This window comes from Acidovorax sp. BL-A-41-H1 (genome assembly GCF_051942715.1).
Map to the genome: position 1 here is coordinate 1,320,152 of NZ_JBPVJQ010000003.1, position 12,806 is coordinate 1,332,957.

Sequence of the window (12,806 nt, forward strand, 5' to 3'; positions counted from 1 at the left end):
AAATGGGTTTGTGCGCCGCTTGACGCCCCTTCTATGCCAATGCGCTGCCTGCACATCGGCACCGGGGGCGAGGCTGCGGATTCAGGCCGTGGCAGTCTGTGGAACCACAGGTAATGCCAATAGCTGGCAGACTTCCTGCGCAAACTGGCTGGCCATTTGCTGCGCCCTCAATGCGGTGCGGCACTCGACCAGCACCCGCACGACGGGCTCTGTGCCTGATGCGCGCAGCAGCATCCGTCCGTCGTCGCCCAGCGCCTGTTCTGCGCGCAGCTGGAACTGCGGTATCCACGCCCCGTCGCCCATCCCGGCGCCTGGGGTGAAAGGCACGTTGACCAGGCACTGGGCGTTCATTCGCAGGTCGTCACATAGCTGGGCCAGGCTGCGTTGTGAGCGCTGCATTGCAGCCACCACGCGCAAGGCGGACATCACGCCATCGCCCGTGCTGTGCCAGTCCAGCCCAATCAGGTGCCCCGAGCCTTCTCCCCCCAGACGCCAACCGCGCTGCTTGAGGAGCTCCAGAACATGGCGGTCACCCACTGCAGAGCGTGCAAAACCGATCCCACGGCGCTGCAGCGCAAGCTCCAGCCCCTGGTTGCTCATCACTGTGCCCACCACGCCACCCTGCAGGCCATCGTTGGTCTGGGCGTCGACAGCCAGAACGTACAGCAGCTCATCGCCCGCGAAGATACGGCCGTCGCTGTCCACCATCACCAGCCGGTCTCCATCACCATCCAGCGCCACCCCGACGTCTGCGCGGTGTGCCAGCACAGCCTCGCTGAGGTGCTGGGGCGATGTGGCGCCGACCTTGTCGTTGATGTTATGGCCGTCGGGTGATGCGCCCACCGCAATCACCTGTGCGCCCAGCTGCCGGAACACTTCCGGAGCGATGCGGTGGCATGCGCCGTGTGCAGCGTCAATCACGATCTTCATACCCCGCAGGTGCACGCCGGCAGGCACTGCCTGCCGGCAAAATTCGATGTACAGGCTAGACGCTTGCGGCAGCTGCGAGACGCGCCCCAACTGGGAGGCGGGCAGGCATACCATGGGCTGGTCCATGGTGCGCTCGATGTCTGCCTCCACATCGTCTGGCAGTTTGTCGCCTGTGGCGGAAAAGAACTTCACTCCGTTGTCTTCGCATGGGTTGTGCGATGCGCTCACCACCACCCCGGCCTGGTAGCCGCGCAGGCGCGTCAGATAAGCCACGCCCGGTGTGGGCAGCTCGCCGCACATCACGGTGTCCACGCCCGCTGCCGAGAAGCCCGCTTGCAACGCTGCCTCAAACATCGGTGCCGACCCCCGCGTATCGGTGCCCACCGCGACCACCGGCCGGGGATTGGGGCCGCTGTGCGTGCGGTGAAGCAACTGGCCGCAGGCATGCGCCAGTCGCATGATGGTCTGGGGGGTCATGGGCTCCATGCCGACGGGGGCGCGCACCCCGTCGGTTCCAAACATCTTCTGCGGTTTCATAGGGTTTCCTTGGTAAGAGATTCGCCATCTGTTTCGCACGAAGCTCAGGGCGAGCGCCCAACATAGTTTCTGGCGGCAGGGATGGTCTGTGCGTTGGCGAACACCACAAATCTATGTTCGCTAACGTACAGACCGCGTTGCGTGATGGCGTCGAACATGTCAGCCCATGTCATGGATCACACATTGAACCCACAATCCTCACCGCCATCGCGACGCAGCCTGTGGCGTACCCGCCAATGTCTGCAACAGGTTTTTCGTAGTGCCATTACATGGGTTGCCCTTGGGGCATCTTTTGGCGCCCATGCGGTAACCCTCGACCTGGCGGGGTACATCGATGCGTCGGGCGCGATCACGGTGCAGCACGGCGGGGATACCGTAGACCCGTACTTCGCGCTACAGGCATTGCTGCTGGCGCACAGCCACGGGCTGGACATTTCCGGGCCAGCCAAAGCCTGGGGCGCATGGTTGCTGCAACGGCAAAAGCCCGACGCCACGTTCGACCGCTTTTGCCGCAACGGCCCGGTGTGGGCCGCCTGCAAGACGGCCGACGCCGATGATTCCCAGCTGGGTCTGTGGCTGGCCTTCATGGACACCATGCCTGCCACGCAACGCAACCAGGCAGAGTGGGTGCGCAGCCGCACCGCCACAAGCGCAGCGCTGGCCAAGCTGGTAGATCATGGCAAGGGCATTTACCTGGTTTCCCCGGTGTATCAGCATGGCTTGTTGATGGACAACCTGGAGCTTTGGGAATACACCTTTACCCACAAGGCAGCACAAAGCGCACGCCACCCCAGCTTCACCAAATCATTGGCCGCCGTATTCTGGGACGAGCAGCGCAAACGCTTTTTGGTCTCGACCCAGCCAGGCCAGCGCGACACCGTCCATGCCTTTTACCCCGATGCGGTGGCGCAGATTTTTCCGCTGCTCGTGCGCTTCCCGCTCATTCCAGGTGGCGCGCGCGCGCACTACCGCCGGTGGATGGCGGAGCATCGCAACGAGTGGCTCGCTCAGGTGAAAGACGACTTTGCGTGGGGATTGGTCGCCATTGTGGCGTTACAGCAAAACGATATGCCCTCCGCGCGTTGCTGGCTACAGTCCGCGCTGCCACACCGGCACAGCGCGCACTGGACGGTGACCGACGAAGTCGCTGCACAAATCCTGCAGGCACGGGCCATCACACCGGCCCCCGAGACCACCGCCTGCACCGTTCCCAGAAACTCCTCCCGCCCCGCATCATGAACGCTCTCCCATTACGCGCTCCCTCCCTCGCCCGCGACCTTGTGTTGGCCCTCGGGTGTATGGCGGCATGCCTGCCCGTGGCCCACGCGCAAGGCACTGCTGCTGCGGAACTTCCCGCGCCCGTCCGTGGACTTGAGGCCTACGCCAGCCGACACCACCTCAGCAACGGCTATGGCAACTGGCATGAAACAGGCGTGCGCGGCCAGTACGGGATGGGCAGCCATCTCTGGGCCGCAGAAGCCGCCACCATGCGGCGTTTTGGCGAGTCTGGCCGGTTCTTCGGGCTGTCGGACACCTGGACCTTGAACGAAGACTGGTTCACTGCGTTGTCTATGGGCGCTGGCGACGGCGCTGCCTACCTGCCGCGCTATCGTTTGGACGGCTTCATCAACCGCAAATTGCTGGCGTCTCGCCAATGGGTCGCTACCTTGGGAGCTGGCTACTACCGTGCCCCGGATGGCCACATCGACCGCAACATCAGCCTCGGCTCCACCTATTACTTCGAGTCGCCCTGGGTGGTGCAGGCAGAGGTGCGCTTCAACAACAGCTCCCCCGGGCAGGTACGTACGCGCCAGCAGTTTGTGGCTGCGACCTGGGGCCGCGCAAAACAGACCCAGGTCATCGCGCGCCATGGCTGGGGCGCCGAGGGCTACCAGGCCATTGGGGGCGGCGCGTCCCTGGTCAACTTTGACAGTCGGCAATCTCAGCTCACCCTGCGCCAGTGGGTCGGCCCTCAATGGGGGTTCACTGCAGGGTTGGAGCGCTACAGCAATCCCTTCTACGTCCGAAACGGTGCCAAGCTGTCGCTGTTTTGGGAATTGCCGTAGCTTTCTGCTCAAACGTTCTGTCAAGACGTTTTCTCTCTTCTCTTGGCCGCGGCGCCGTGGTGCCTCAGTGAGCATGGTCAAGCGAGCGAGCCCGACATCACCCGTTCATAGATCCGCCTGTCCTGCAGAAAACAGCCGCAACTTTGTGCCAGCAATGCCGGACTGTCCAGCACCAGGATGTGTCCGCGCGCGTACTGAATCACACCACGCTCTTGCAGCAGGCCCGCAGCAACGGTCACCCCCGCACGGCGAACGCCCAGCAGCTGGGCCAACCCGGCGTGGGTCATCTCGATATCAGGGCTTCGCAGTTGGGTGGTGCTTGCCATCAGCAACCGGGCCAGCCGCTGGGCGAGCGAGTGGCAGTGCACACAAGCCACCATCGTTCCCATCTGCGACAGCTGGGCATATTGGTAGCGGGCGGCGATAACCCGCAACGACTGGCTCGCAAGACACTGGCCGCGCCAGACATTCAACCGGATTCGCCAGGCCTGGCCAGCACCCGACACCACGGCGTCGAAAGCGGAAGCCGACACTCCGGACCCGGCGCTGGCGCCCAGCATGCCCTCAAATCCGAGTTGGCTCGCCCCGCAGTTGCGCGTGCCATTCAAATTCGACAGCAGCGAGACCATGCTGTTCGTGGGGAAGTACACATGGCTAAGCCGCTCGCCAGCCCGTCCCAGTATTTGTTGGCGGTCCAGTTCGACCCACTCGGCCCGCGACAAAAGCCGCGACCGCTCTGCGGGTCGCAGCCGGGCCAGTAGGCGGTTGGCGAGAGATTGGTCGATATGCGGCTTCCAGAAAGGGATGGCGTCCATTCTGGGGGCTCTTCCTGGCCCTATCTGTCTGCTAGCGCACCCGGATGGGTGCACGGGGCCTTGCTCTTGCGCGAGGGATGTCCTGCATAACCCTCGCGCGTCGGTGGTAGTGCGGATCGGGACAGACCGCAAGGCGTCTTTTTGCAGCCAATAGCGGTGCTATTGGCAAGAAAAGCAACGCAGCGGACTGCCCGAGACCGCGCTGCCACAGACCGCAGGGAGTTATGCAGGACATCCCTAGCGCTCATGCCGACAGGTTGCCAGCCAGCACGGACTTTGTGCGCTGATAGAAGCCCAGTTCATTGATCGTCACCAGTCTGCGGTTGGCTGCAAACAGCTTGTCGATCGTCGCCAGTTGCGCGCTGGCCAGCCCAGTCTGCCCGCGCAGGGCAGCGACGTAACCCAGAATGGCCCAGGGAAACGGGTCGTGGCTTCCCGTTTCCCAGCCGGGCGTGTGTGTGCTGAAGTAGTTCCATCCGGCCGTGAATTGCCCAGCCAGTTCTCTCAGCCCAAAGGCCTGCGGGTAGACCTGGCAAGTGGTCCCGGGGTAGAAGTCTGCGGTCAGTGCGGGCGCTGCGTCACTCGACAAGAATGCTTGCGCGGGTGCCTTGAAGAGAAAGCGCGATACGCCCTCTGCAGTGTTGGACGCCAGCAAGTCGTAGTAGTTGGCTTCGTGCAGCTCGCTGCGCGACCGCAATATGGCCGCGAAGTCGCGCAGACCCCGATAGCCCTCGCAGTTGTCCATGAGGTATCCGCTGGAATTGGTCTGGCTGCGCGGCGACTGAAAGACCGATGTCAAACCCGAAGACTTGGCGGTCAGCGCCAGATTGCGATAGGCCATGTTTTTCAGGGCCGCCTTGTTCGACTCCCACCAGGCCCAGTTGGCGCTGGCCACCACATAGCGTGTGGCCAGTGATAAAAACGTGGAGGCATAGGAATCGTCCGAATCGGATGCCACTTTTTTGAACACTGTGGTGTTGGCGCGCCCATACGGCAATTCAATGTCTGCAATGGTGCTGGTGGCGGCGTTGACATTCGCCAGGTACAGGTTGAGGTAAGGCAGTACATGGGACTGCAGATCGGCGGCGCCCAGCAAGGGGACGATGGCAATCAGCCCCAGGTTTGCAAAGTACCAGTTGAGGCCCCCATTGGGTGCCAGCTCATAGCCGCCGGCATAGGGCCCTGTTGGAATGCGCAGGGCCTTGATCTCGGCCACTGCGTCGATCGGCGATGAAAGGATTGCCGCCCGGGCTGGGGTGCCCAGGAACCAACCGGCTGCCAGTGCCGCTGGCACCTTGGTTATCAATGAACGACGCTGCATGTGCCCAATCTCCGACTGAAGACCCGAACACCGCTTTCGTCATCTGGAGAGCAACAGCGCAGAAAAAAATGGCGCACTGCCAGGAAGGCCGCCGTCCCCGGGGAAAAGGGCAGCGACCTGATTTTGCAAAGATTGCCCTCGTTTATTCGACCACGTACGCACCCGTACCGATCCGCTGAAGCGGCGATTTTTGGTGTACCGAATGGACGTCAGCCTTGCAGGTTGTCAGGAGCTGGCTGCCTCTCAATGGGTGGCGGACAAGGGCGCCGTGCTTGCAGCCCATGCGTAAAGCGCTACAAAAACCATCATGTCGAACACGGCTCCAAAGCACAGGTACAACACGGGCATGAAGACCACCGACAGGTGCTTCAGGATCAACATATGCACCAGCGCCTGCTGCGGCAGCATGACCCCGAAAAACAGCAGGATGAGCAGTGTGTGCACGACCTTGGCCTGCCAGCTAACCTGCAAAGGGTAGTAGCCCAGCGCCATCAGCACCGGTATCGACAACATGAGCACGTAGCCCGCATCCAGCAAGTCCACACCATGGCTTAGCAGCTGGTGGGGGAACGGTATGGGCGCGAACCAAAAATAAAGCAGCGCCAACGCCTGCACCACACACAAAACGCGCACCAGGTACTGTCCGGGTAGCCAGCGCCCGCGCATGCGTATTGACAGGCCCCAGGCCACAACGATAACCACTGCTGCCAGCGCTGCGCCGGTGGTGGTGGACAAACCCAGGTCACCGGCGCCAGGCACCCAGCTCAGGCCCATCAGATCCTGACGTGAAGATATGTCGGCAGGCTGGAGCGGCAACTGCAGCCATCGCGCCCAGTTCAGCATATAGCTGCGCCAGAAGCCGTACAAGGGCTCCCGCAATACGTAGAGGAGCGCCAGCCATGTCAGAGGCAACCCCAACATCTCCAGCAAGAGCAGCGGGCTCATTTGAACGCGGCCCAGAGCCCGATGTGTCAGCTGCTGTGTGTGCGTCTGCTGGGCGTGTGCCAGAAGGCCCCGCGCTGCGGCAAAAGCAGTCTCTCGGTCTTGTCGACTGTGGGCGATAGGGGATGGATGTAGCACAGAGAGCCCTATGGTTCCTGATCAATAAAAAAGCGCTGCGCTGGCGCTCCATGGGCTTGTCACCGATGGGTGTTCGCGGTGCGGGAGTCTGTTCAGGCAGTCCACACCACCCCCAGGCGGCGTGCCCAGACCGTGCCATGCGCGCGGGCACCGGCTTCGGCCATGATGGTCTCCGCGCTGATCGTGGTGATCGCCAGCGGCGTGCCGACCTGAACTCCAGCACCCAGCAAGATGCCTGACTCCGACACCAGCGGCCCGGCGACCTCGGCGTGGTCCAGAATCTGAATCTGTTTTTCACTGCACAGGGCCCCTTTTACCCTGGCCCCGGCACCCATGACAATGCCGTCCCGGGCCTTGACGTCCCCCAGGATTTCTGTGCCTGCACCAATCAGCAAGCGCCCTGTGACCACCAGAGATCCGTGGTATCGGTGCATGCGCGGCAGCTTGCAGTTGCCGCGGATCAGCGTCACATGTTCGCTTTGCCGTACCGCGCCTTCCAGCCGCTCAAAAATCGCATCGATCAGTAACGTCGGCTCGCGCTCTGGCTCCGGGGGGGCCATGCCGCCGAAGGAGATGTACGGCGCCTGAATCCGCTCAAAGCAGCAATCCGCGGCCAGCTCCACCGAGGTACCAGACGAAAGGCGTCGCATCCCGGAGCATCCCCGACCCAGATGAAGCGATGCATCAGCGTGCGCCCATTGCCCCACCTCGCACCCTGTGCCCAGCCTGATGCTGCCCCGTGCCAGCAGACCCACGAAGCGGCTATTCGCCTGGGCCTCAAAGTCGCCATGGATGAAGACGGGCGCCGAGCACGCGATGGCGCCTTGGGGCTTGATCGAACCCAGGCAAACCAGCGGGCGACGTATGGTGGCCCAGTTCATGCCTTCCAGCGAAACGGGCGCGAAGTCAAATTCGTCGGTGGGCAGGCCGGGCTGTTGGGTCTGGCGCGCCTTCACTAGCTCCCGGAACCGGTCGGAAAAATGTTCGATGTCGGTCGTGTATTGCGGCAACACCTGCAACGCCGCGGTATCGGTGGGATGCCTCCACTCGCGCCAGGTGGGTCCAAAGGCGATTGCCAACAGGGCCACGCTGAGCAAAGTGAAAGCCAGGTAGTACAAGGCGGTATTCATTGTTCAACGCTCGGCTGGCGGTAGCGCACCGTCTTGTCCCACACCATGTCGCGTCGCAGTAGCTTGTCCATCAACTGCCCCCATATCGAGGACGAGATGGCAAACAGGCTGATGATGAAACCCAACAGGCTCAGAGGCAGCAAGCGCAGACGCCGGCGTTTGCCATCAAGCAGCACAGCCACCGCGATCTCGAAGAACGCCGCAAAATTGCCCAGGGTGCCGTAGGCCATCAGTGCGAACACCGAAATCAATCCGGTCAGCATGTCGCCAGCGTTGAAGAAATACAAACCGATGGCCAGCAGCCAGCCCACCAGCAGCAGCGGTGGCAACGCAAAGACGAACAGCAGCAACAAGCCATCCAGCCGCTCGGGCCAGCTCAGATACGGGCTGAACGCAAACCGCAGGCCGTAGCGCACCATCACCTGGTTGTGCCCCTTGGCCCAGCGCTTGATTTGCTTGATGCGAACCGGCCAGTCCTGTGGCACCTCTTCATAACACTCGGAGCGGTTGGTGTAGACAGTTTTCCAGCCGTTCAGCAGAAGGCGGTAGGTGATGTCCGTATCTTCGGCCAGCGTGTCGTCATGCCAGCCGCCCACCGCAGCCACGGCAGAGCAGCGCACACCGCCCACGGTGCCGCCGTACTGGGGCACCAGGCGCAGGTTCATCCGGGCCTGCTGGTCTACCTGGTAGCCGCCGCTGCGCTCCAGATCGAGCATGCGCGTGAGCAGGTTCACCCCGGTGTTCACCGGCACAACACGCCCCATCACAGCTCCCACCTCGGGGTCGAAAAACGGTGCTACCAGCTGCTTGAGCAGTCCTCGGCCTGGCACATAGTCGGCGTCAAAGATGATCACGATGTCGCCCTGCGCATGTTGCAGGGCGTCTTTGAGTGCTGCAGCCTTGCCTGGCTTGCCCTTGGTGCGGTGAAACGGCACGATGCGCCCCGGATAGCGTCTCACCCACTCGTCAATGATGTCGCGGGTGCTGTCAGTGGACCGGTCGTTGACTGGCACCACCTTGAGCCTGTCGAGCGGATAGTTGGTATCGAGCAGGGCCTGCAGGCAACCGGCAATCACTTTTTCCTCGTTGTGCGCTGCGATGAAGACCGTGACCAGTGGCCAGTCTGCTTGGTCAATATCGAGGTAGGGATGGCGCTGGTGCCCGAGCAGGCGGTTGAGCGTGAGCAAGCCATGGCGTGCCGCATAAACCATCATGACGACGATGATCATGGCCAGCACCACGGCCATTGCCGAAAGGACAGCGTGCCCCACCGGCCCAGGCACCCACGTGGGCGCCAGTGGGTTTGTCGACTCCGAAGGCAGCGGGAGCAGGGCTGCCAACGCAGCCTCTCCACCGCTCATGAAGGTCGCTGCCGTCACACAGGTCCGCCATGGGAAGTCCCGGGCAGCGGCGAGCTTCGGACCGACACGGTGTCTCAGGCCTCTCCGATTCGAGTACATGGCTTCCCCTTTTGCTTCAACGGTTGCTGGCCCTGTATGAAGCATGCCGTGAGGAGTCCGAAGGACGCAGTACGCCAATCCACAAAGGGGTGTGCGTGGAATGTAAGTAAGGTGTCCAGACGGGTCTGTTCGCTGCCGCACAGAGTTTTGGCGGGGCGGGCCCAAGGGTGATTGGCCTATGCAATCGCACCTGGGATGGGTGTGCATCGTTCAATCTGCCGCGCAAAGCCGGTCGGCAATATGGCGTGCAGCGTTGCCATCGCCAAAGGGGCTCACCACCAGTTGCATCGAACGGTAGAGCGCTCCGTCGCGCAGCAGCCCGGAGGCTGTGGTGACGATGCGCGTGATGTCCGTGCCCACCAGAATGGCACCACCAGCCTCTACCAGCTCCTGGCGCTCAGTGCTGTCGCGTGCAACGAGAACCGGTCGCGCCAGTGCGGAAGCTTCCTCCTGGATACCGCCCGAGTCCGTCAGGGTGAAATGGCAGCGCTCCAGCAGGGTGATCAAGGCTGGGTAGTCCACGGGGGCTGTCAAGCAAACCCGCGCGCGCTCCCCGTCTGGTAGCGCCGCGATCACGGGCTTCACCGCATCGCTGACCGCTGGGTTGGGGTGAAGAGGCCACACCACGACAAGGTCAGGATGGGCGGCCAGAAGTTGCCCGATGGCCGTTGCAATGTTGCGGATGGGATCGCCCCAGTTTTCGCGGCGGTGGGCCGTTACCAGCAGCAGCTGCTGGCGGGCGTTCTTCTGCAGAAAGGCCTCGACATCTGATGGCAGTGCTGACGGCACGGACGGGGTCGCGGATACCAGTTGTTGCTGTGTCCAGCGTGCTGCATCGATGACCGTGTTTCCCACCACGGAGATGCGCGCGTCGGCAATGCCCTCGCGCAGCAGGTTGTCCCGCGTCCTCGCGGTGGGCGCGAAATGCCAATGGGCCAGCCGTGCAATCAACTCCCGGTTTTTTTCCTCGGGGAACGGCTCACGGGTTCCGGTCCGCAGGCCGGCTTCAATGTGCGCGACCGGCTTGTCGTTGTAATACCCGCTCAACCCACCCACCAGCGCAGACGTGGTGTCACCCTGCACCAGAACCACGTCTGGCTGGGATTCGAATATCGCGCGATCTACCCCCTCGAGCAACAGCGCTGTGAGGTCGCCCAGCCGATTGCTGCGCCGCTCGGGAGGCAGGCGCACATCGGGGCCCATACCAAAGAATTGGTACAACACCTCGGCCACCGCTTCGTGCTGGCCGGTGTGGAGCACCACCACTCGATGACCGCGCTGTTGCAGTTCGCGGTGCAAGGGGGCCATCTTGATGATTTCCGGGCGGGTGCCCAGACAGGCGAGATAGGTGGTCATCAAGTTTCTCAATGTTGAAGGGTGCGCGTTTCGGGGAGGGCGACCAGGAGTGACAGACGGTCTTTCCAAGGGGATGCGGTAGCGTTGCGCCGCAGCAAGTGCTCCCTGGCCGCGCGGATAGTGCTGTGCGGTGGCAAGGCATGTCTGTTTGGTATCGCACATAAGCAGGGTTGCCAACGGCGGGTGCAGTCGTGCGGGCTCCGCCGCTTTGCGGATGAGCGCAACAAGGCCCCGGCCTCTGTGGTGCGGGCCTTCGTCGTTGTCGACGCTGTGCGCCGCTTCGGCCCTTCGACGAGCCCAGAGCTGCAGTCACAGCTTGCGTCGCCAGGGGTGTGCGGGATAGGGCTGTCAGCAGCCCAGCACCTGTGCCATGTCGTTCAGGTCTGTGGCGTGCTGATCATTGTCTGGCTGGTTTGATCTAGCCTTCGGGCGGGCCTTGCCAAGTTCATACGCACGCTCGATGCAGGCCGTACGCAGGCCGCATAGGCGGGCAGGGGTCAGGTCGTCGTGGTAGGTAGCCACCATCGCCACCTGATCGGGTTGATGGTCAAACACGCACACCAAAGCCCAATGAGATTCACGGCGCGGCAGGCCCGGGTGGCGTTGGTATGTTTACCTGGTCTGCGTCTAGCGAACAGCAGGCCAGGCGCGCCATGGCGTGAGCGTGGCAGCGCCGCGACAGCGCTGCAATGGGGACAGAAACCACCGCTTTGTGAGATACATTGGACTCGGGCCAACCCCATTGTTGGCCACGTCGCTCGGACGGTTCCGGGCGCTTACGTGAAAGTCTCCACAGCATGTCTGCTACTCAAGGCAAGCGCCGTTTCGCGCGCATTGATCGCCTCCCTCCCTACGTCTTCAACATCACGTCCGAGCTCAAGCTGGCCGCCCGCCGACGGGGCGAAGACATCATCGACATGAGCATGGGCAACCCCGACGGTGCCACCCCTGCGCACATCGTCGCCAAGCTCACCGAAGTGGCCCAGCGGCCCGACACGCACGGCTACAGTGCCAGCAAGGGAATCCCACGCCTGCGCCGTGCCATCAGCCACTGGTACAAGGACCGGTACGCGGTAGACATCAACCCCGATACGGAGGCCATCGTCACCATCGGCTCCAAGGAGGGCCTGGCCCACCTGATGCTGGCCACTCTGGACCGCGGCGATACCGTGCTGGTGCCTGACCCGAGCTACCCCATCCACATCTACGGGGCGGTGATAGCCGGGGCCGACATCCGCAGCGTGCCCGTGGCACCCGATGTGGACTTCTTTGCCGAGCTGGAAAAAGCCATCCGCGGCAGCTACCCCAAGCCCAAGATGATGATCTTCGGCTTTCCCAGCAACCCCACCGCGCAGTGTGTGGAGCTGAGTTTCTTCGAGCGGGTGATTGCCTTGGCCAAAAAGCACGACATCCTGGTGGTGCACGACCTGGCCTACGCCGACATCGTGTACGACGGCTACCGCGCTCCCAGCATCATGGAAGTGCCCGGCGCCAAGGACGTGGCGGTGGAGTTTTTCACCCTCTCCAAAAGCTACAACATGGCCGGCTGGCGCGTGGGCTTCATGGTGGGCAACCCCGACCTGGTGGCTGCGCTGGCCCGCATCAAGAGCTATCACGATTACGGCACATTCACACCGCTGCAGGTGGCGGCCATTGCTGCTCTGGAAGGCGACCAGCAGTGCGTGAAAGACATCGCCACCCAGTACCAGCGCCGCCGCGACGTGCTCTACAAGGGCCTCACAGAGACGGGCTGGGCAGTCGATTGCCCCAAGGCCAGCATGTACATCTGGGCGCGCATCCCTGAACCCTATCGCCCGCTGGGCTCGCTAGAGTTTGCGCGGCAACTGCTGGAAAAAGCCAAGGTGTGCGTATCGCCGGGTATCGGCTTCGGCGACCAGGGCGACGAGTACGTGCGCTTTGCCCTGATCGAGAACGAGGCGCGGATCCGGCAGGCGGTGCGGGGCATCCGTACGATGTTCAAGGCAGACGGGCTCGTGAAGGTCCCGGCGGGCTGAACCGCCGAAGCCGTGAGCGGGGCGGGTGCAGCCTCGCTATGTGATCTGGCAACGTTGCAGGCAGTGGCGGTGACGTCGGATACATCCGTACGCACC

Annotated in this window: 11 protein-coding genes; 3 read left to right on the plus strand and 8 right to left on the minus strand. The window is 62.9% G+C overall.

The window, feature by feature from the left end; genetic code table 11:
* Positions 1-81: 81 nt before the first annotated feature.
* Positions 82-1,467: a phosphoglucosamine mutase gene (gene glmM / locus ACTPOI_RS06940; RefSeq protein WP_440107709.1), complete on the minus strand. Its 1,386-nt coding sequence runs from the start codon at positions 1,465-1,467 to the stop codon at positions 82-84.
* Positions 1,468-1,650: 183 nt separating this feature from the next.
* Here glmM and ACTPOI_RS06945 point away from each other — a divergent pair, with 183 nt between their 5' ends.
* Both ACTPOI_RS06945 and ACTPOI_RS06950 read left to right on the plus strand, forming a co-directional pair.
* Positions 1,651-2,706 (plus strand): hypothetical protein, encoded by a 1,056-nt coding sequence (locus tag ACTPOI_RS06945; RefSeq protein ID WP_440107711.1) that lies wholly within the window; start codon positions 1,651-1,653, stop codon positions 2,704-2,706.
* Between the two features lie 59 nt (positions 2,707-2,765).
* On the plus strand, positions 2,766-3,533 hold the full coding sequence (locus ACTPOI_RS06950) for a YaiO family outer membrane beta-barrel protein (RefSeq protein WP_440107713.1): 768 nt from the start codon (positions 2,766-2,768) through the stop codon (positions 3,531-3,533).
* Positions 3,534-3,610: 77 nt separating this feature from the next.
* Here ACTPOI_RS06950 and ACTPOI_RS06955 read toward each other — a convergent pair whose 3' ends face one another.
* The 7 genes from ACTPOI_RS06955 to ACTPOI_RS06985 form a co-directional block, all read right to left on the minus strand.
* Entirely contained in the window at positions 3,611-4,348 is a 738-nt protein-coding gene (locus ACTPOI_RS06955) for a Crp/Fnr family transcriptional regulator (RefSeq protein ID WP_440107716.1), read from the minus strand.
* Positions 4,349-4,592: 244 nt separating this feature from the next.
* Positions 4,593-5,669, minus strand: a complete 1,077-nt coding sequence (locus tag ACTPOI_RS06960) for a hypothetical protein (RefSeq protein ID WP_440107718.1) — start codon at positions 5,667-5,669, stop codon at positions 4,593-4,595.
* 243 nt (positions 5,670-5,912) lie between these two features.
* Complete coding sequence (locus tag ACTPOI_RS06965) at positions 5,913-6,614, minus strand: hypothetical protein (protein WP_440107720.1); 702 nt, start codon at positions 6,612-6,614, stop codon at positions 5,913-5,915.
* A gap of 227 nt (positions 6,615-6,841) precedes the next feature.
* The gene (locus ACTPOI_RS06970) at positions 6,842-7,879 is read right to left on the minus strand and encodes a polymer-forming cytoskeletal protein (RefSeq protein ID WP_440107722.1); all 1,038 of its coding nucleotides are present in this window, start codon (positions 7,877-7,879) and stop codon (positions 6,842-6,844) included.
* On the minus strand, positions 7,876-9,108 hold the full coding sequence (locus tag ACTPOI_RS06975) for a glycosyltransferase (protein ID WP_440107724.1): 1,233 nt from the start codon (positions 9,106-9,108) through the stop codon (positions 7,876-7,878). The genes ACTPOI_RS06970 and ACTPOI_RS06975 overlap by 4 nt, the downstream gene beginning before the upstream one ends.
* A 441-nt stretch (positions 9,109-9,549) precedes the next feature.
* Positions 9,550-10,695, minus strand: coding sequence for a non-hydrolyzing UDP-N-acetylglucosamine 2-epimerase (gene wecB, locus ACTPOI_RS06980; RefSeq protein ID WP_440107726.1), 1,146 nt, complete (start codon positions 10,693-10,695; stop codon positions 9,550-9,552).
* A gap of 348 nt (positions 10,696-11,043) precedes the next feature.
* Entirely contained in the window at positions 11,044-11,250 is a 207-nt protein-coding gene (locus ACTPOI_RS06985) for a hypothetical protein (protein ID WP_440107728.1), read from the minus strand.
* A gap of 242 nt (positions 11,251-11,492) precedes the next feature.
* Between ACTPOI_RS06985 and alaC the strand changes: the two genes are divergently transcribed.
* Positions 11,493-12,710 (plus strand): alanine transaminase, encoded by a 1,218-nt coding sequence (gene alaC / locus ACTPOI_RS06990; protein ID WP_440107730.1) that lies wholly within the window; start codon positions 11,493-11,495, stop codon positions 12,708-12,710.
* Positions 12,711-12,806 lie beyond the last annotated feature (96 nt).

Bases quoted from the DNA above. Each gene is read 5' to 3' on its own strand.
- glmM (WP_440107709.1), bottom strand. From the start codon at position 1,467: ATGAAACCGCAGAAGATGTTTGGAACCGACGGGGTGCGCGCCCCCGTC.
- ACTPOI_RS06960 (WP_440107718.1), bottom strand. From the start codon at position 5,669: ATGCAGCGTCGTTCATTGATAACCAAGGTGCCAGCGGCACTGGCAGCC.
- ACTPOI_RS06955 (WP_440107716.1), bottom strand. From the start codon at position 4,348: ATGGACGCCATCCCTTTCTGGAAGCCGCATATCGACCAATCTCTCGCC.
- alaC (WP_440107730.1), top strand. From the start codon at position 11,493: ATGTCTGCTACTCAAGGCAAGCGCCGTTTCGCGCGCATTGATCGCCTC.
- ACTPOI_RS06970 (WP_440107722.1), bottom strand. From the start codon at position 7,879: ATGAATACCGCCTTGTACTACCTGGCTTTCACTTTGCTCAGCGTGGCC.
- ACTPOI_RS06975 (WP_440107724.1), bottom strand. From the start codon at position 9,108: ATGATCATCGTCGTCATGATGGTTTATGCGGCACGCCATGGCTTGCTC.
- ACTPOI_RS06965 (WP_440107720.1), bottom strand. From the start codon at position 6,614: ATGAGCCCGCTGCTCTTGCTGGAGATGTTGGGGTTGCCTCTGACATGG.
- ACTPOI_RS06950 (WP_440107713.1), top strand. From the start codon at position 2,766: ATGGCGGCATGCCTGCCCGTGGCCCACGCGCAAGGCACTGCTGCTGCG.
- wecB (WP_440107726.1), bottom strand. From the start codon at position 10,695: ATGACCACCTATCTCGCCTGTCTGGGCACCCGCCCGGAAATCATCAAG.